At 61.6% G+C, this 18,902-nt stretch carries 11 protein-coding genes and 7 pseudogenes; 7 read left to right on the plus strand and 11 right to left on the minus strand.

Annotated features, from left to right (window positions below; genetic code table 11):
- Nucleotides 1-21: 21 nt before the first annotated feature.
- Nucleotides 22-444 carry a hypothetical protein gene (locus AC5ZG5_RS15270; protein WP_456646718.1) on the plus strand — a complete coding sequence of 141 codons (423 nt, stop codon included), beginning with the start codon at nucleotides 22-24 and terminating at the stop codon, nucleotides 442-444.
- A 224-nt stretch (nucleotides 445-668) separates the two neighbouring features.
- On the opposite strand, the pseudogene istA reads toward AC5ZG5_RS15270, so the two are convergent.
- Nucleotides 669-1,435: pseudogene (gene istA / locus AC5ZG5_RS15275) on the minus strand (IS21 family transposase); the annotation flags it as partial.
- Nucleotides 1,436-1,834: 399 nt separating this feature from the next.
- On the opposite strand from istA, the pseudogene AC5ZG5_RS15280 reads away from it, so the two are divergent.
- Together AC5ZG5_RS15280 and AC5ZG5_RS15285 are read left to right on the plus strand one after the other, a co-directional pair.
- Nucleotides 1,835-2,314, plus strand: a pseudogene (locus tag AC5ZG5_RS15280) (IS110 family RNA-guided transposase); the annotation flags it as partial.
- Nucleotides 2,305-3,213 (plus strand): annotated as a pseudogene (locus AC5ZG5_RS15285) (hypothetical protein); the annotation flags it as partial. The pseudogenes AC5ZG5_RS15280 and AC5ZG5_RS15285, both read left to right, overlap by 10 nt.
- Before the next feature lie 592 nt (nucleotides 3,214-3,805).
- Here AC5ZG5_RS15285 and AC5ZG5_RS15290 read toward each other — a convergent pair.
- From AC5ZG5_RS15290 to sfnG, 8 genes and pseudogenes are all read right to left on the minus strand, one after another.
- The gene (locus AC5ZG5_RS15290; RefSeq protein ID WP_456643305.1) at nucleotides 3,806-5,002 is read right to left on the minus strand and encodes an acyl-CoA dehydrogenase family protein; all 1,197 of its coding nucleotides are present in this window, start codon (nucleotides 5,000-5,002) and stop codon (nucleotides 3,806-3,808) included.
- A 27-nt stretch (nucleotides 5,003-5,029) separates the two neighbouring features.
- A pseudogene (locus tag AC5ZG5_RS15295) lies at nucleotides 5,030-5,820 on the minus strand (ABC transporter ATP-binding protein).
- Between the two features lie 65 nt (nucleotides 5,821-5,885).
- Nucleotides 5,886-7,187: pseudogene (locus tag AC5ZG5_RS15300) on the minus strand (ABC transporter substrate-binding protein).
- A 55-nt stretch (nucleotides 7,188-7,242) separates the two neighbouring features.
- Nucleotides 7,243-8,241 (minus strand): branched-chain amino acid ABC transporter permease, encoded by a 999-nt coding sequence (locus tag AC5ZG5_RS15305; protein WP_456643411.1) that lies wholly within the window; start codon nucleotides 8,239-8,241, stop codon nucleotides 7,243-7,245.
- Nucleotides 8,242-8,292: 51 nt separating this feature from the next.
- Nucleotides 8,293-9,183, minus strand: coding sequence for a branched-chain amino acid ABC transporter permease (locus AC5ZG5_RS15310; RefSeq protein WP_456643306.1), 891 nt, complete (start codon nucleotides 9,181-9,183; stop codon nucleotides 8,293-8,295).
- Nucleotides 9,183-9,989, minus strand: coding sequence for an ABC transporter ATP-binding protein (locus AC5ZG5_RS15315; RefSeq protein ID WP_456643307.1), 807 nt, complete (start codon nucleotides 9,987-9,989; stop codon nucleotides 9,183-9,185). Before AC5ZG5_RS15315 ends, AC5ZG5_RS15310 begins: the two co-directional genes overlap by 1 nt.
- A gap of 146 nt (nucleotides 9,990-10,135) precedes the next feature.
- The gene (locus tag AC5ZG5_RS15320; RefSeq protein WP_456643308.1) at nucleotides 10,136-11,419 is read right to left on the minus strand and encodes an IS701 family transposase; all 1,284 of its coding nucleotides are present in this window, start codon (nucleotides 11,417-11,419) and stop codon (nucleotides 10,136-10,138) included.
- A 212-nt stretch (nucleotides 11,420-11,631) separates the two neighbouring features.
- Nucleotides 11,632-12,738, minus strand: coding sequence for a dimethylsulfone monooxygenase SfnG (gene sfnG / locus AC5ZG5_RS15325; protein WP_456643309.1), 1,107 nt, complete (start codon nucleotides 12,736-12,738; stop codon nucleotides 11,632-11,634).
- 642 nt (nucleotides 12,739-13,380) lie between these two features.
- Between sfnG and AC5ZG5_RS15330 the strand changes: the two are divergent.
- Nucleotides 13,381-13,680 (plus strand): annotated as a pseudogene (locus AC5ZG5_RS15330) (glutathione S-transferase N-terminal domain-containing protein); the annotation flags it as partial.
- A gap of 277 nt (nucleotides 13,681-13,957) precedes the next feature.
- Here the strand turns inward: AC5ZG5_RS15330 and AC5ZG5_RS15335 are convergent.
- Nucleotides 13,958-15,041, minus strand: a pseudogene (locus AC5ZG5_RS15335) (LLM class flavin-dependent oxidoreductase).
- Nucleotides 15,042-15,356: 315 nt separating this feature from the next.
- Here AC5ZG5_RS15335 and AC5ZG5_RS15340 point away from each other — a divergent pair.
- From AC5ZG5_RS15340 to AC5ZG5_RS15350, 3 genes are all read left to right on the plus strand, one after another.
- Nucleotides 15,357-16,208, plus strand: coding sequence for an ABC transporter permease subunit (locus tag AC5ZG5_RS15340; protein WP_456643310.1), 852 nt, complete (start codon nucleotides 15,357-15,359; stop codon nucleotides 16,206-16,208).
- The gene (locus AC5ZG5_RS15345; RefSeq protein WP_456643311.1) at nucleotides 16,205-16,918 is read left to right on the plus strand and encodes an ABC transporter ATP-binding protein; all 714 of its coding nucleotides are present in this window, start codon (nucleotides 16,205-16,207) and stop codon (nucleotides 16,916-16,918) included. The genes AC5ZG5_RS15340 and AC5ZG5_RS15345 overlap by 4 nt, the downstream gene beginning before the upstream one ends.
- A 99-nt stretch (nucleotides 16,919-17,017) precedes the next feature.
- Nucleotides 17,018-17,956, plus strand: a complete 939-nt coding sequence (locus AC5ZG5_RS15350) for an NrtA/SsuA/CpmA family ABC transporter substrate-binding protein (RefSeq protein ID WP_456643312.1) — start codon at nucleotides 17,018-17,020, stop codon at nucleotides 17,954-17,956.
- A 49-nt stretch (nucleotides 17,957-18,005) separates the two neighbouring features.
- Here AC5ZG5_RS15350 and AC5ZG5_RS15355 read toward each other — a convergent pair whose 3' ends face one another.
- Nucleotides 18,006-18,902, minus strand: a complete 897-nt coding sequence (locus tag AC5ZG5_RS15355) for a HEAT repeat domain-containing protein (RefSeq protein WP_456643313.1) — start codon at nucleotides 18,900-18,902, stop codon at nucleotides 18,006-18,008.

Genomic DNA, 18,902 nt, shown 5'->3' on the forward strand with positions numbered 1-18,902 from the left:
TCGGCGGCGGATGTTAGCGTCGTGACCGATGCCGAGCGTAGCGAGCCGATGGCCCTCGCCATCGACTTCCCCCGCCTCTGGCGCAATCCACGCACGCAGATGAAAGATAAGAAACGCATGCTGCGCATGCTGATCGAGGACGTGACGCTCAGCAAGGGCGATACGCTCCATGTGGATATCCGCTTCGTCGGCGGCGCGACGCGCTCATTGGATCTGCCGCTGCCGAAGTCGTGTGTCGAGTTGCGTACGACAGATGCCGCCGTGATCGCGGAGATCGACCGCCTCATCGATACCTACACGGACAAAGAGATCGCCGATCTGCTCAACGAGCGAGCGTGCGGACCGTCGTCAGCACGCCTTGGACAGCTACGCGCACCGGACGACTTCGCCATACCTACCATCTCGCCGATCGGCAGACACGCCTGCTCGCGCAAGGACTGCTGACTCTGCAGGACGTCGCGGCTCGCTACAACGTTGTGGTCTCGACCGTCCATTTGTGGCGCCGACGTGGCCTGTTACGCGCACATCCGGTCAATGATCGTGGCGACTTCCTCTATGAGATTCCGCCAGAGGACCTGCCGGCGAAGTTCGTCCACAAGCGGGACTACCAGGTCGATCCTGAAAGTTCATCCTCACATAACTGACGAGGTGCAGTATGAGTCTGAGCCCTTATCTTTTGGGCGCCGCGGCCGGGCTGCGAGAATGGCCGTGCCGTAATAGCTCGCCATCTCGGCATAGGTCCGATTGAGGCCGGGGTCGTGGCGGTCGGGATTGGTGACGGCGGCCTTGAGATTGTCGCAGACCACGAACGTCGGCGCCCCGCCGAGGAAAGTGAAAAGGTTGATGTGGACCCGGATCCAGTCAGCGAGGCCCTCGCTTGGGCAGGCCTTGGCGTATGTATAATTGGAGGCGCCCATCGCCGCGACGAACAGCTTCATCGGCTGCACTTCCCGGTTAAGGGATCGATGACATCGATGGTGTCGCCGGCGAAATCCACGAAAACCTTCTCGCCGCCCAGATGGGTCTGCCGCATCGAAGGCCGGGCCCGCCCCTTCCAGGCCTCGTAGGTCGTACAGAACCATGTGTAGCCGAAGCCATCGGGATGGCTGGCGCGATACTCGTCCCACAGCAGCCGGCGGGTCACGTTGCGCCGGCGCAGCTCCTTGTCGACATAGCCCCAGTCGGGAATGGGCCGCTGGGGGCTCTGCGACGCAGGCTTCGGCGCAGGGAAAAGCAGCAGCTCCAGGTCTTCGTCGGTCATTCCGGCCGGCAACGGCCAGTTCAGCCCGGCAGCCCCGGCTCGGCGCAGATAGCTGTGCACGGCGCCGTTGCTGATGCCCAGGGTGCGCGCGATGGCTCGCTCCGGCAAGCCTTGAACATGTTTTAAGCGGACAACCTCTTTGATCCGGCGCATCGACAATCTCTGGGTGGGCATCGGCCTTCCTCGTTCACTGACGAGACAGTTCCTAAGCCGGTTGAGTTGTCGGCCGAAGCGGGCAGAGCCGCTGAAACGTTGCTCACGATCCAGCGCAATCCATGCTCACGATCGTCTGAAATCTCTGCTCACGATGCTTTGAAATCCGTGCTCACGATCCCGCGAAACATGCATGCGGTATCCAACCCGCGCATCAGAGCCTGTTCACCGACGTCTTTGGGTCCCGCCTTCTCCTCCGCACGATCCATCAGAGCAAGAACTTCACGATGAGTCTTCGTGGGGACGGGAAACCATGCGCTGTGTACTTGACTGGGGACATCAGAATGGGATGGTCCGGCCGTGCTCCGGCCCTGCCAGCACGAGAAGCTGGCAAGGGGCACTCAAGACAAGGAGCACGCCATGCCTCAGAAACTCAACGCAGCGATCGCCGTGATCGGCATCGATATCGGCAAGAACTCGTTCCACATCGTGGGTCATGATCACCGCGGTGCCATCGTGCTGCGGCAGAAGTGGTCGCGCGGCCAGGTGGAAACGCGGCTCGCCAACCTGCCGCCGTGCTGGGTCGGTATGGAGGCCTGCGTCGGCGCCCATCATCTCAGTCGCAAACTCCAAATGCTTGGCCACGACGCCCGCCTGATGCCGGCGAAATACGTGCGCCCGTATTCGAAGGGACAGAAGAATGACTTCCGAGATGCGGAAGCCATCGCCGAGGCCGTCCAACGCCCGACCATGAAGTTCGTCGCGACCAAGACCGCCGATCAGCTCGACCTTCAGGCACTGCACCGCGTCCGCGATCGATTGGTCGGTCAGCGCACCGGCGTCATCAATCAGATCCGTGCGTTCCTGCTGGAGCGGGGCATCGCCGTGCGGCAAGGCCTGCATCACGGATCGCAGAATACCGGCCGTGGATGGAAGCCGAGCTTGCTAAGGACAACGGCGACATTGGCGCCCTTTGGACGCGATTGCGCGAGAGCGACCTTCAGATTTCGGAATGGCACGGCAACAGCGTGTACGCCTTCGCGCCAACTGGACCGGGCGCGGCGGACTATGTGCAAATCCGTCTCGGCCGGGAAGTCGAATGGCGCGCCGGGCCGATCGTCAATCCGATGTACCGCCCTTGGAGCAAGGACGAATTACTCGATCCATCATGGATCACACACGAAGATATATCCGACGACAAGGTAATCGCCGGTCCGCTCTATCGGATGCTTGGGCGCGCGGGCAGCAGCGTCGTCCATGTCCGGAGTTTCCTGACGCGGCGTGCCCGCCTCGAGCGCGAGAAGCGCGAGGCGCAGCGGCCGGAGATGGAACGCCGTGTGGTGCGGGAAGTGACGCGGCAGGGCACGACCGAGACGCCGTTCCTGGAATTGGTGCCGGACTGGTTCGAGTTCGTGGCACGGGAGAATCGCTTCTTCCAGGATTGGGAAGAATCAAGCGCTTCGGCCGAGCGCGTCTACGCGCACTGGGCGCTCGACATTTACGACTACGACGACAAAGGCACGCGCGAGGTCGGATTCGTGCCGCGCCCGCTGCATCTGCCGGAAGAGAAGCTCAGCGCCGACGATGCCTCGGTTCATATCCTGATGGATCGCGTTGAAGCCCTCGACCGTGAGGTCGGCGTCCCGTTCGGTTGGTTCTTCTTGATGACCCATGGTAATCGAATTGAGCCCGAGGTTGGTCAAGCGATCGCCAAGGGCCTGCGTGACCAGCGCGTGGTCTTACCCGATCGGGATGCGCGCGTGCTACTGCGCTGGGCCGAACGATCTTACGGATTCTGATAGGACCTCGGTGAGCGCCAAACCTGGTAGAGTTGGTCTCGTTGTCGCCTCCGAGCGTTTTCGATATCGCCGCCCGTAGGGTCCTTTGCGGATCGGGACGAAAATTATAGGCTAGCGACATCGCTACAAATCGGGATAAGCGAGTCACCCTGAGGTCGGCACGGGAGCTGGGCTATATTGCGTTTTACCGAGTTGTCTTCGAGGGGAGCCGCGGATTACATCTGCGGCTCCGTTTTTTGGTGAGTCTTGAGAATATTTCGATGGCCATCCAAGAACTGAGTGACGAGAGCATCCTGAAATTCTACGAAAATAATCGGCAGCAGGTTGCGGCGAGATATGCATCTCGGCAGCAGACACCATTTGTTGGGCGAAACAGCGAAACAACAGCTGCTGCGCTTCCAGGCAAAATTGGATCGTCGACGACTTCCACATACGCCCATAGGCTGGCGCTGAACACGGCCGCGTCACATTAAACTCTGTGAGAAATCAATCTGATGCGGCCATTTCGGGTGATTCAAATATCAATTCACTGATGTCATCGGTCAACGAAACGGGATTCCATGCCGCTTGCGGGCACCTCCTCAGGCAAGATCTATTCTCCCCCTTCGTGGAACAGCTCCAGAGGCAGTCCGACCAACGATTTACCAATCCAGTCGCGCGCAATCACATTCGAGGGCCCCATGGCGATTGCTGCGCGCGCGTCGCGGAAGGAACGCTCGATCGGCCCGCGGTGATAGCCGCAACCTCCCGTCACCGTCAGGGCCGCCGCGGCAACCTTGTTCGCGACCTCGGCGGCATGGACCTTGAACTCGGTCAAAGGGATCAGGATCTCGCTCTGCGGCTTGCCCGCGCGCGAGAGCTCATCCAGCTTCGCCGCAAGCTCGAGGCGCCAGGGTCGAAGGGTCTCCACTAGCACCTTGGCAGCTCCAAGTTCCTGCCGGATCGCTTGATAGTCCGAAAGGCTCTTGTTTCGATCCTTGTGCACGAAACTCGTGGAATGCTTGACGGCCGCGTTCAATGCGCCGCGGGCGACGCCTTCCCATACGGCACCAAGCCCGATCAGATAGACCGGCGATACGCCATCATAGATGATCTCCTTCCCCTGACCTTCGGCACCGAGGCGATCCCGCTTCGGCACCCGCACGTTGGTGTAGCGTATTGGACCCGAATGATTGCCGCGTACGCCAAGAGCATTCCAGGGCTTTGATTCGATGCCTTCAGATTTGCCGTCGACGATGAAGAAGACGATGTCGGTTTGGTCCTTGGCGCCTGGCGTGCGCGTCTGCACGACATAAAAATCCGCCTGACCGGAGCTCGTCGTGAATGATTTTTCAGCATTGAGGAGATAATTGTCGCCGTCGCGTGATGCTTCCGAGAGGTTATACCACCAGTGGCCACCGGTCGCGCGTTCACTGGTCGAATATGTGCCAAGCAGGCCGCCATTGTTGGCTTTGAGCCAGCGCTCTTTTTGGTCATCATTGCCAAACAAATTGATCGTCTGGGCCGCGCCGACATGCATGACGTAGACGAGACCGGTCGATGCATCCGCCTGTCCAATCCGGTATGCGGCCTCCGCGAAATCAACATGACCAAGGCCAAGGCCACCAAATCGTGGCTCGTTCAGCACGCCGGTCCAGCCCGTTTCCGAGAGCGCCTTCAGACTTTCCCTGGGAAAGCGGCCTTCCAGATCATTGCGATCGGCGTTAACGCCGACGGTCGTGTCAATCGCCGCATCCAGCCGCGTATAGACGTCTTGGCCGACGTTGCGTGCCAAATTCTCGTTAGCCATGGTCAGTCTCTCCAGTGTTCATCAAAATTATGCAACGGCGTGCGCCAGCCGCTTTTCGTGGGCGTCTTTTTTGGCGGCGCCGCCGAGGTAAAGCGTTTTGATGTCGTCGCGATTGCGCAATGCGGCTGACGCGCCGGACAGCACGCTGCGGCCGTTCTCAAGCACAAGCGCGGAATCGGAAAAACGCAGCGCCACCGTCGAGTTCTGTTCGGCCACGAGGATCGCGAGGCCTTGCTCGGCATTCAGCTGCTTCAGCGCCCGGAAGATGCCTTTGACAACAAGCGGCGCGAGCCCCATCGAGGGTTCGTCGAGCACAAGGAGCCGTGGCCGCGACATCAGCGCGCGGGCGATCGCGGTCATCTGCTGCTCGCCGCCCGAGGTGAGCCCGGAAATTGACCGACGATGTACTTTCAGGCGCGGGAAAAAAGCTCGTAGATCTCCTCAAGATCAGCTCGGATCAGCCGAGACTTTGCGTCTCGGCCGATCCCGCCAGTGATGAGGTTTTCTTCCACTGTCAACGAGGAGAAGCAATGCCGGCCTTCAAGTACCGGAACGATCCCCGCACGGACCAGTTTCGCAGGCGATGCGGCTGCAATGTCGTGGCCATCGAAGACTATGCGACCGGCGGCCACCTGGCCCCGCCGCGCCGGCAACAGCCCAGAGATCGCCTGAAGCGTGGTCGACTTGCCGGCACCGTTTGCACCGAGCACTGCGACGATCTCGCCGCGCCGAACCGCGAAGGAGACATCGTTCACCGCCTGGATGGCATGGTTGTAGGTTGCGACCAGGCCTTCGACTGAAAGCAGAACGTTACTCATATTTTGATCCATTTGGTCTGACACCTGCGGGGCCCGACGGCGCCCGCAGGTACCAAGCCTTGCCGCTATTGGCTTACCGCATCATCGCCGGAGGTGCGGATCTTGATGCCATGCTCCTTGGCATAGCCGGTCGAGGACTTCTCGATAATCGGCCGAAGGAAGGCCCAGTCCGGCGCGATCCAGTCGGAGACGACCTTCCACTTGCTGCCATCCCACTGCTGGAACGTCACGCGGCCGTCGCCCTCATGATTGTCCCAGGTGACGTTGATCGAGTGAAACAGGCCTTTTGCGCCCAGCGCCTCCACCCGCGCCGGATCGAGCTGCAGATGCTCAAAACCCCAGCGGACTTCATCGCCGCTCAGGGTGCGCTTGCCGAACTTTGCTTGCGCAACCCGGACCGCTTCCACGTTGAGAATGCCGTTTACGATCCCGAGGTTGTGATAGACGCTGCCGATGCGCTTTTTATCATCGAGATTTCCCTTGTTCGCACCATAGACCGTCTTGATCACCTCCTAGAGCACGGGATACTCGGCGCCAGAAGCCTGGGTCGTAATTGCGATATAGCCCTTGGCGGCATCGCCGGCGGGGATGACGTCTTCTTCCGAATTGGACCAGACATTGCCGATGATGTGGTCGGCGGGGAAGCCAACCTTCTGCGCCGTCTTCAGCGCGACCGGATTCATCACGCCCCAGCCGCGCAGCACCACGTAATCGGGTTTGGCGCGGCGGATCGAGATCCATTGCGATTGCTGCTCGTTGCCCGGATGCGGAACCTCGATCTGCTCGAGGTCGAATCCATACTTGTCAGCCAGCAGCTTGTAGATCGGGATCGTCTCTTTGCCGTAGGGCGAGCCGTGATAGAGCACGACGATCTTCTTGCCCTTCAGCCTGACCGAGCCGCCTTCCTTTGCGGCAATGTAGTTTACGATGCCCGAGGTTTCGCTGTAGGGATTGAGCAGCAGCGGAAACACGTAAGGGAACACGCGGCCATCGGTGGAATCGGTTCGGCCGTGATTGATCGTGATCAGCGGCACTCTGTCCTTGGAGATCCGATCGATCATGGCATAGGCAATACCGACCGAGAGGGGATTCCAGGCTGCAATCCCCGCACGGCTCTTCAACCGCTCGTAAACCTCGACGCCGCGCTCGACCTCATACTGGGTCTCGCCTTCATCCCAGGTCAGCTTGACGCCATTGACCCCACCATCGCGGATGTTGATCAGGTTGAGATAATCAATGACCCCCCCGAAAAACCCCGTGCCGCCGGCCGCATAGGGTCCCACGCGATAGCTTTGCAGCGGAAAGAACTGCTCATCGGCTTGCGCGGTGAGCATAGAGGCAAGGCCCACGGCGAGCGCTACCGCCATTGTCAGCTTCAAACGTCTGAAGATATTCATCGTAAGCTCCTTTGAGTTGAACAGATCAAGTTGGGAGTGCCGGGCGCTTGGCGCGTCGGGCTGCGGACCAGGCGCGGTCCCAGAGGGCGACGAGGCCGCGCGGCTCTGCAATCAGAAAGGCGATGATGAGCACACCGATAGCGATACGCTGGCTCATCTCGAGCACGCCGGAATCGAACAGGTTACCGAGCAGGGCGGCGCCTATCCGTGATAACAAGAGCGGGAAGACGACGATGAACGCCGCGCCAATGAAAGAGCCGCGTAGCGACCCGAGCCCGCCGATGATGATGATGAACAGGATCTGGAACGAGCGGTCGAGATTGAAGCCAGCCGGTTCGACCGTGCGCAGATAGGCAAAGGCCCAGAGCACACCGGCGACGCCGATGAGGAAGGACGAGAGCCCAAAAGCGAGCAGCTTGGTGCGCAGCAGCGGTACACCTATGACCTTTGCCGCGACCTCGTGATCGCGCACCGCGACAAAGTTGCGACCGGTTTGAGAGCGCAACAACCGCAGCGTCAACAAGGCCAGAATGATTACGATCGAAAGCGTGAAGACGTAACGTTCTGCTGGACTTGCGAATGAGACGCCAGCAATGCTGATAACCGGCGCATCGATCACGCCGGACGGATTGTCGTTGGAGAACCAACCGAACTTGGTGAGCGCCCACTGGATCATGAATTGGGCGGCGAGCGTTGACACGGCCAGATAGAATCCCCGCAGCCGCAAGCTCGGCAGCCCAAACACGATGCCGATAGCGGCGGCGATACCGCCGGCCAGCACGACATCCAATAGCAATGGCAGCGCTGGCGCGCGAAGGTGAAGATTGTATGCTGCGTAAGCGCCCACCGCGAGGAAGGCGGCCGAGCCGAGAGAGACCTGCCCGGCATAGCCGGTGAGGACGTTCAGCCCGACGGCTGCGAGCGCCAGCGCCAGGAATGGCGTGAGCACAGCATCCAGCAGATAGTCCGATGCGGCGAGCGGAACGATGCCGTAGGCCAGAACGATCGCCAAGCCGATCCACAGCGTCTCGGCAGTCGGCCAGGTCGTTTTACGAGATGCGAGTCCGGCCACGGCTTACACCCTCTCCACCAGCTTCTGCCCGAACAGGCCTGACGGTCGGATCAGTAGGAGTACGAGTGCCACGACATAAGCGGCCCAGGCCTCAATACCGCCCCCGAAGAATGGTCCAACATAGACCTCCGCGAGCTTTTCGATCGCACCGACCAGAAGGCCGCCGACGATCGCACCTGCAATCGAATCAAAGCCACCCAGGACCAGCACCGGTAGCGCTTTCAACACAACGAGCGACAGCGAGAATTGCACGCCGAGCCGTGCCCCCCACAAGAGCCCGCCGACCAGGGCGACGATGCCAGCCGCCGTCCAGACCGCGGCCCAAACCCGGGGCAGCCGCAGGCCCACTGCGAGCGCGGCAAACTGGTCGTCAGCTACGGCACGAAACGAGAGCCCGGTGCGCGTGTAGCGGAAGAACAGGGCAGATAGCGCGACCAGGCTACCGGCGATCGCGGCCGCGAACAGATCGAACTGGCTGATCAGCACACCTGCGACTTCAAAGGGGGTATCGCTGACCCCGATATCGAGACCATGTACCTGCGTGCCCCACAGGAGCTGGGCTGCACCCTCGATGACGTAGGAGAGCCCAAGGGTGGCCATGAACAAGGTGATCGGCGGCTGGTTCACCAGCGGCCGCAGCACCGTGCGTTCAATGGCAATGCCGAGCGCAACCATGATCGCAAGGGTAGCGAGAAGCGCCAGAGGAAATGGCGCACCGCGCTCGACCAGACTGACGAAGGTCAGCGCCGCAAACAGCAGCATCGCGCCTTGCGCGAAATTGAGCACGCCCGAGGTCTTGTAGATCAGCACAAAACCGATGGCGACCAGTGAGTACATCACCCCCGACAGTAGGCCGCCGATCAAGACCTCGATCAGAAATTGATAGTCGAACATCAGACCGCAAGCTCCGTCTCGTCCTCATGGGCAACGCCGAGATAGGCATCGATTACTGCGGGATTGGCACGCACCTCGTCGGGCGGGCCGTCTGCGATCTTTCGACCGTAATCCAGCACAGCCACGCAATCGGACAGGCCCATCACCACTCCGATGTCATGCTCGATCAGAACGATGGTGGCGCCAAAGCTGTCGCGGACGTTGCGCACATGCTGCGCCAGCTCCTGCTTGTCGGTAAGGGTTACGCCGGCAAACGGCTCGTCCAGCAGCAGAAGCTTTGGCCGGGCCACCAGCGCGCGCGCCAGCTCGATTCGCTTTTGCACGCCATAAGGCAGCGTTCCCGCAATGCGATCATGAACTTGCTCAAGATGCAGGAAGCTAATGACCTCTTCCGCAGCTGCACGATTCTCCGCCTCGATCCGCCGCGCCGACGGCGAGCCGACGATCTGGCGCAGGAATCCGGCGCGCACGCGATGCGCAAGCCCCATCAGCACGTTATCGAAGACCGAAAGTCCCTTGAACAGCACCAGGTTCTGAAACGTCCGCGCCACTCCAAGGGCAGCAAGCCCCGACGTTGGCACTTCAGAAAACGAACGCTCGCCGAGCCTGACCTCGCCCCGGTCAGGCCGGTAGAGCCCACTGACAACATTGAGCAGGGAGCTCTTTCCCGCGCCGTTTGGTCCAATAATGGACCGGATCTCACCTTGGGCGACGTGCAGATCGACATTACGCAGCGCTGCGACACCGCCAAATGCCAGCGAGACATTGGTGAGACCAAGGACCGGAGATGCGAGCGTTGCGGCCACATGCTCCGTACTCGTACTGCGTCACGAGTTTTCTGCGCGTGCGTGATGCGGCGATGGCGCCGCAGCAAGGGCATCGTGTGATCGTTTTGCTGAGGGCCCGGCTCAGCCGCACGCGCATGGTTGCGATCGAGTTCGGGACGTGGCGTTCAGGCCGCAAGGGCAGATCCTCTGGGTCGATAATCGTCGGGTAAGGGAGGGACCTGGACCGGCGCGGCGGAACGAGGTCCTGAGGGGGGAATCGTCGCCTGTTCGGCGATGAGGAAGCCGTAGGCTGCGATGCACAGGGTTGCGTGGTGATGGAAGCCACGCCAGCCGCGTCCCTCGTAGTGACCGAGCCCGACCTCCTGCTTGAGCTCCTGATAGTCGCGCTCGATGCGCCAGCGCAGCTTGGCCAGATCGACGAGTTGCTCGAAGCTGATGGTCTCCGGCAGCGTGGAGAGCCAGTATTTGGTTGGCTCTGCTTCGCCCTCCGGCCATTCGATCAACAGCCACTCAGGCGACAGCTTCTCCGGGATCAGTTTGTTGTACCCGACCCGGACACGCACACGTGCAAAGCGCGAGGACAACTGGTCGGCCGAGCCTTCGCGCCACGTCACCGTGCGCCAGGCCTGCTTCGGCAGACCGAGTGCGACTTTCTTGGCCGAGACCAGCTCGGGCTCGTCGCGGCGGCCGGTGTTGTTCATCGGCTTGTCCATGCGCCGCGGGCTGGTTCCGGGACGCCACATCAAGATGGTCGACACGATGCCGACCACGTAGGGCACGCCCAATTCCGTCATGCCTGCACGCAGCCGCGCGTCCCTGCCGTAGGCCGCATCCATCAACGCGACACCGCGTGGCAGACCGCTCTCGCAGGCCCGGCGGATCTGCTCCAGCGCGATCTGTGGCTTGGTTCTGAACTTGATCTGCTTCGGCACGCCTACCTTCTTCCGCCGGGCACGATCCTTCGTCCAGGCTTCCGGCAGGTACAGCCGATAGGCCACCGGAAGGCTGGCGGCATGATTGGCAACCGACAGCGACACCGCGACCTGGCAATTGGCCTGCTTGCCGAGCTGCCCGCAATATTGGTGGTGCACGCCGACCGAATGCTTGCCTTGCTTGGGGAACGAGGTGTCATCGATGATCCACGCCTCGATCGGTCCGCTCTTCTCGATCGCCGGCAGCACCATCTCGCGCACCTTGGCCAGCACGTCCTCGTCCGACCAAGCCGCGTTGGCGACAAAATGCAGCAACGACTGGTGCTGTGCCGCCGTGCGCGCTGGAGCCGTCCGCGCCGCCATCGGCTCAACGCTCTTGCGTTCCCCAGGCAGCATCAGGCCCGTGCAATAGTCGCGCAGCGGTCTCGTCCGCTCCACGTGACCGATCACGCTTCCAAGACCGGCTACATACTCCGCAAACCGCGTTTCGCTAGCTCCGCCCTGATCGAGATCCATCTGGCCCTCCGCGTGCCAAATATTGAATCTCCTCAATTACTTGATTCTCAGGCTCAAATGGCTGCGACCGTCTGACTCAGTACGAGTACGGCGCTCTACCGCAGCACACCGTGCGCCAGCCGGCGCATGGATATGTCCGTCTGGAGGCGCTTCCTCCAGACGAAGCGCACCCGCTCCTGCCCCAATTCTAGACACCGGCTTCTCCGTAACGGCTATTCAGCGGCCCGCACGCGCAAGGGAGCCCTCGCCTCAAGCTCACGGACCAACGGGATCACATGCTTGCCGAAATATTCGACCTCTTCCTGAAAGTGCAGGAAGCCGAGCAAGATCAGGTCGGCCCCGGCATGTTTGAGCTCGATGATCCGTTCGGCGACCTGTTGCGGGGTACCGATGAGATTGGAGCGGAAGCCATCATTGTACTGAACGAGATCTTGGAAGGTGGACTTGGCCCAATTGCCCTCGCGCTCGGGACTTGCATTCCCGGCATTCTGGACCTCATGATGGAAGCCGCGCACCGCATCCGGGATCGCCTTGTCGATGACCTCTTGCAGGACATCCTTGGCTTCCTTCTCAGTTTTCCGGACGATGCCGAAAGCATTGATGCCGATCTTGGTGCGAAAGCTCTTCCCGAAAGCCTTTTCCTTTGTCCGGATGTCCTCGACCTGCGTCTTGAGGCCCTCTGGCGTATTGCCATTGGTGAAATACCAGTCGGACACGCGAGCGGCCATGTCGCGGGCTGCGCGCGAGGAGCCGCCCTGGAAGATTTCCGGCAGCGGATCCAGCGGCTTTGGTTTCAAGGAATAGTCGTTGAACCGATAGAAATCGCCCTTGAGCGTGAAGCTCCCCTCAGTCCAGATCCCGCGAAGCGCGCTGATGAACTCCTCCGAGCGGCGATAACGCTCGTCATGATCGAGCCAGGGTTCGCCAATGGCATGGAATTCTCCGCGGAACCAACCCGAGACGATGTTGACGGCAACGCGCGCGTTGGTGAGCTGGCTGATCGTTGCAATCTGCTTTGCGGCAAGCGCCGGATTCCATGGACCGGGAAGGAGAGCAGCGATAACCTTGAGCTTCTCGGTCGCCGCCAGCAGCGCGTGTGAGAAAGCGACGGATTCATGCTGCTTGTCAGCCCCGTAACCTGCCGTGAAGCGGATCTGCGATAAGGCATAATCGAAACCTGACTTCTCCGCGATCTGGGCGAGCTTGCGGTTATAATCGATGTCCCAGCTTGTGCGCTGCTCGATCGAAGAAATCACAAGGCCGCCGGATACGTTTGGCACCCAGTAGGCAAATTTAATCGGATCGTTGTTGACAGTCATCGTGTAGGTCCCTCGCAGTTGTGTGTGCGGAAGAGAGGTGCGACTTAAGTCAGACAGCATCGTGCAATCGCGCTGCTCGCGACGAGCCCGCATTCATGTTTTCTGATCACTATTGGAGTTGGGAGAGTTGTAGCGATCTCAGGCGCAATCAGTTCCGCGCATCTAGGCCGCGTCAGCACAACGACACAAACACGTCATCGACAAGTGCTGCGCCCTGGTATCACCCACCTTGCCGCAGTTGCCGTTGCGCATCACAATCTTCCTCGATCGGCATCATTGCCCTGATGATCAATCCTCTCAGAGAATTTTCGGATGCGCGAGTCCAATACCGACTATTTTTCGTCGGGTGGAGATAATCCCCCTTATCAAATTTCTCATCGGACGCACTTTTCTTACTTTACGGCGAAGAACATCGTCATGTGTGATCCGACAATCTCGTGTAGCTTAGTGGCTTCGCTACCGATTGCACGTCGGTTGCATCTTTCGTCGAGTTCATTGCCTTATCTTGCGAGCCGCGGCCGCGGCCCACCATTGTCGAGGACAACATGCTGCTCATCGGGTAAACCGGTCACCGTTTAGGCTACGTGTCGCGATTACCTCGAAAAACATACAACCTGCCATTCGCAGCGGTATCCGCTTTCCGGCTTCGGCAACCGGGCTCAAGTGCACGTCAATAACCCACTCGGCCGCATTCCGGCCCTGGTACTCGACGACGCCGAGGTACTGGTCGATAGTAGCACTATCATCGACCAACTCGACGAGGTGTATGGGTCGACGCCGGCCGCTGACCCAGACCGGCGCGCTGTGTTGAAGGTGAGCGCGCTCATGATGGGTGCGGGTGAAAAGGGCCTTCAATCCGCCTACGAGCGCAACCACCATCCTCCAGAAAAGCTGCACAAGCCGTGGATCGACGATTGCATCGCCAGATGCCAAATGCGCTAATTGCGATTGATACAATGATCGCGCCAGGTTCTCACCACTTGCTGCTGCAACGTCTCAACAGGCCGATGTCGCCGCATTCGTGGCGGAACGGCTTGCGCGTGTCCCATGCCCAATGTGCTGCCGTCTGGCCCGCAACGTTCGTCGATACGGTCGTGCCGATCCGGCAACGGCCCCGCCTGTTCCGGACCGAGTATGGCGGCTCGACCCTGCGCGATCATTTTGGTCTCACAAAGCCGCCGAGCCGGCTTGCCCAGTCCGGACCAGCCGCGGCTTCGGCTTAGAATCCGGCCGCCGGCTCGAGCGTCCGCGCCGTTTGTGCCTGCCGCACCCGCGGGATGACCTCCAGAGCAAAACGCCGCATCTCTGCCTCGAACGGCTGGAATTGCAGCATGAACAATTCGATGCCGGCCGCGTGGAAGTCGCGGATGCGTTTCGCCACTTCGTCATAGCTGCCGACGAGACCGGCGGCCGTTCCGCCATTGGTGCCGACACGCGGCGTCCTCTGCAACGTCTGCATCATCACGACCTTCGGATCGGTATGTTGGCGTTGGATCGCCTTCATCGGCGCGTCCTTTGCCGAAAGGGCCAACAGGCGCTCATGCTCGGCATGAGCCTCCTCGCTGCTCTCACGGGCCACGACGAAGGCGGAAAGCCCAAACCTCAGTGGTGGCGCTCCAGAACGCGGACGTGCCGCCACGTCTGCGATGAGCCCGGCGACATCAGCCAGGGGCTGCCCATTGATGAACCAGACATCACCATGGCCGGCGACCAGTACGCGGGCGGGTTCGGACTCACCTCCGACACAGATGGTCGGCCGCTGCCGGTAGAGGCTGGTCGGCCGCAGCACATAATCACGCACGTCGAAATGCCTGCCCTTATAGGTTAAGCGCTCCCCCTCCATCAGGCGCGACACCACCGAAATCCACCTCACGGCCGTAGGCGTAGCGCTCGTCATGCTCGGCAAAGCCGATTCCCGCCTTCTCGAGCTCGGGACGGTTCCAGGCATTGACCAGATTGAGTGCAAAGCGGCCACGGCTGATGTTCTCGATCCCGAGCGCCATCTTGGCGAGCACGACGGGACGATAGAGATAGGGCTTGATGGCCGCGATGATCTCGATCCGGCTCGTCAATGCCGCGATCGCAGCCGCAGCACTCCAGGCCTCGAGTTGATCGAAATCCTCGATATGCAGATTGATCGTGTGCTGCGCGATCAAGGTCGAGTCATAGCCAAGCTCTTCCGCGGCGAGCACGAGATCGCGATTGCGCTCCCATGACGCGTTGGGCTCATCGGGATCCTGGTATGCGCCACGTGATCCGTGCACGACCGCCCAGATGCCAAAGCGCGGAGACGTTGCTGTCATGGGATCCTCTCCTCGTAGAGCTCGCGCCTTATCGGGCGAGCGCTGCTCGTTTTGACCAACGAATGCTTCAAGTTCAAGCACATCCGCATCAAAAGATATTCTTTGCCGCCCGAGCACGCACGGAGAAATCAGAAAACTCCGGAACGAATGACAATTGAAATACCGCTCTATTTCCGTTCGCCGAAAATCGTGGGACAGTTTTGCGCGTGTAACGAAGAGCGAGCAGATGGCTCGTGCCTGTTTCCTGCGCAGCATGACTGGTGCGCGTTTCATGAGCTCCCTGACGCGCGACGATGCAACAGGAACCGAGCAGCCTTGAGCAATACCGAGCAAACTCTCGCAGTGGCCAAATTCGATCAGGCGCAAACGGCAGCCTCACGGCGCGCGCCCGCTCCGCTAGGCAAGCGTAGCCTGCTGGCGATCTCTTGGCTCGCGCCGGCGGCGCTCGTCGTCATTTGGGAATTTCTCGCCAGAGCCGGATGGATTTCGCCGCAAGTGCTGCCCGCACCGAGCAAGGTCGTGGCCACCGCTATCAAGCTGGCTACGACTGATAGCCTGCTAAACGATCTCGGCGTGAGCCTGCTGCGCGCGGCAAGCGGATTTGCCATCGGCGCCAGCATCGGCGTTGCACTCGACACCCTGGTCGGTTTCTCGCGCATCGCGGAGGCCGCTATCGACCGTAGCGTCCAGATGATCCGCGCCATTCCTTTCCTCGCGGTTCTTCCGCTCGTGATCGTCTGGCTCGGCGTGGGCGAAGCCGAAAAGATATTCCTCGTCGCGCTCGGCGTGACGTTTCCGATCTATATCAATACCACGCTCGGGATCCGGCAGATCGATCCCAAGCTGATTGAGCTCGGACGGGTCCAGGGGCTCAGCCGGCTCGAACTGATCCAGCGCATTATCCTGCCCGGCGCCCTGCCCTCCGTTCTTACCGGCGTGCGGTATGTGCTGGCGACCGCATGGCTCGCCCTCGTCGTGGCCGAGACAATCGGGGCTCAATCAGGCATCGGCTTCCTCGCCATGGATGCGCGAGAGTTTTTGCGCACCGACGTGATCGTGCTGACGATCGTAATTTACGCCCTGATCGGCGTCGCGGCGGATGCGATCGCGCGCTGGCTCGAGCGGCGCCTCTTGGCCTGGCACCCGAACTACGGAGGCAGACGATGACGCTCCACGTCGCGCCGCCACTGGCGGCGACCACTCCGGCTGTGGTGGTCAGCAACCTCCGCCGCGCCTATGGCGCCCGCGTCGTGATCGACCGGCTCAACCTGCGCATCGAGCGTGGGGAATTCGTCGCGCTGCTCGGCGAGAGCGGTTGCGGCAAGACCACGCTGCTGCGCGCGCTCGCCGGCCTCGATCCGATCCAGGGCGGACGGATCACGGCGCCGCGCCGGCCCGCAGTAGGGTTCCAGGAGCACCGCCTGCTGCCCTGGGACAATCTGTGGCGCAACGTCTCACTCGGCCTTCGGGTGCCGGACCCGCGGAAACGAGCCGCTGAGGCGCTGGCGGAGGTCGGGCTTGGCGACCGGCACGACGATTGGCCGCGCAACCTTTCCGGCGGACAGGCGCAGCGCGTGGCGCTGGCGCGCGCATTGGTGCAGGAACCCGAGCTGCTGCTGCTTGACGAACCCTTTGCTGCGCTCGACGCCCTGACGCGCATCCGCATGCACGCGCTCGTACGCGAGCTTGTCGCCAGCCACCGGCCCGGCGTTCTACTCGTCACCCACGACGTCGACGAGGCGATCGGGCTGGCCGATCGCATCCTGGTGATGCGGGGCGGCGCGATTGCGTTCGAGCATCGCGTCTCCGATGCCCCTTCCATTTCGCGCGCCGAGCTCCTGACGGAGCTCGGCGTCACCCACAGCGCCGTTGATTAAAGACCCGGAAGGCCTGCATGTCTGAATTCTCATCCGCTAAGCCATCCCCGGCGCGCTTTCCTCGGCACCGCTGGATTGGGCATTGGTGCGCTCACCGGCATGACGCTTGGCGACTTTGCCTTTGGCGGCTCTGCCCAGGCCGCGACCGGCCGCTCCACCGACACGGTCCGCCTGACCTGGGGCCTGAGCGGTCTCAATCTGATCGCCAAGGAGCGCGGCGAGTTCGGGAAGCAACTCGCCAAGGACGGCATCAAGGTGGAGTGGCTGGGCCCATTTCCCAACCATGCGCCGACCCTGCAGGCGGTCACCGGCGGCAGCGCCGATTTCAGCTTCGGCGGTAGCACTACACCGGCGCTGGCCGCGATCATCGCCGGCTCGCCGCTGGTGTTCACGCAGTTCGTCGTTTACGAGCCGCGCACAACGGCAATCATCGCCAAGGACGGCTCGGGCATCGACAGGATCGAGGACCTCGTCGGCAAGTCCGTCGCGGTCAATCGTTCAGGCCTCGGTGAATTCCTGCTGGTGGCAGCGCTCGAGACGCACAAGGTCGACCGCTCCGCGGTGAAGTTCGTCTATCTCAATCCACCGGATGCGGCGCCTGCACTCGCGTCCGGCAAGGTCGACGCCTGGTCGATGTGGAGCCCCGGCGTCGATATCGCCCGGCTCGACTACAGGGCGCACAACATTTTCCTGGAAGGCCGCGACCTCGATTTCCAGATTGACTACACGTCCTATCTGACCACCCGCAAATTCGCGACTGACAATCCCGCGCTGGTACGCGCCGTCAACAATGCGTTCCGCGCGGAAGGCAAATGGATCTCGGAGAATGCCAAAGAGGCCGAGTTCATCGCACAGAAGGCAGGCAAGTACAGCGACGAGGTCCGCGACCAGTTCATCGCGTTGAAACGTCAGTATCGGTACTTCGCGGTCGATGACGAGCAGTTCGTCAGCGAGCTGCAAAAGGCCGCCGACTGGCTCGTCGCCCGCAAGGTGTTGCCCGAGCCGGTGAAGGTGACCGATCACCTCGCGCAGCTCTAAGCACAAAGATAGGCAGCGCCAAATGAACAGACCCGTAACCACCCCCTCCCTAACTGCCTCGCAGCCGCTCGGAACGGATTCTCCGGAACTGGACGCGGTGCTCAATCAGATCGCTGAAGGCGCGAGCGCGCGGGAACGCGACCGCGTTCTTCCGTTCGACGCGATCGACCTCATCCAGCGCGCGCGTCTCGGCGCATTGCGGCTGCCTGTGGCCGCCGGCGGCGCCGGCAGCTCGATCCGCGATCTCTTCGCGGTCGTCATTCGCCTGGGCGAGTCCGACGCCAATGTGGCGCATATCCTGCGCAACCATTTCAGCGTCGTCGAACGGCTGGTACGTAAGCCCAGGGACGAACAGAGCCGGGACTGGCAGAGGGCCGTCGCCGAGGGCGCCATCATCGGGCTCGCTACGACCGAGCTCGGAACCCCGCGCGTCGGTAATGTCACCCCCGGCACGACATTCACGCCTGACGGAAATGACGGCTACATCCTGAACGGCACCAAATATTACAGCACCGGAACCCTGTATTCCGACTACGTCCTGGTCCGCGCCGCCGATCCGTCCGGCACCAGCGGGGCCGCGATCCTCCCAGTCAAGCGCGACGGTATCGAGCTGGTCGATGATTGGGACGGGCTCGGCCAGCGCCTGACGGCGACCGGAACGACGCACTTTCGCAACGTCAGGGTCAAACGCCAGGAGATCGTGTTCGACGCCCCGGACCCTGGCAACGTCAACGCCATCGAAATCTCCCCACGCGCGCGCGGCCTGCAGCCGGCCCCCCGCATCGGCGTCACCCGCCGATCGCGCCAGCAGAGGCACGGCTTCATCCGTCGACGTCTCCACGAGTTCGATGACCGCGAGACGGCGGACTGAGGGGTCGGGGCTCTGCAGCCGCTCGGAAATCTCGTCGAGATCACCGAAGCCTTCGAAAGGCTCGAATGCGGTCAT

The sequence above is a fragment of the Bradyrhizobium sp. Ses1 genome, assembly GCF_059512365.1.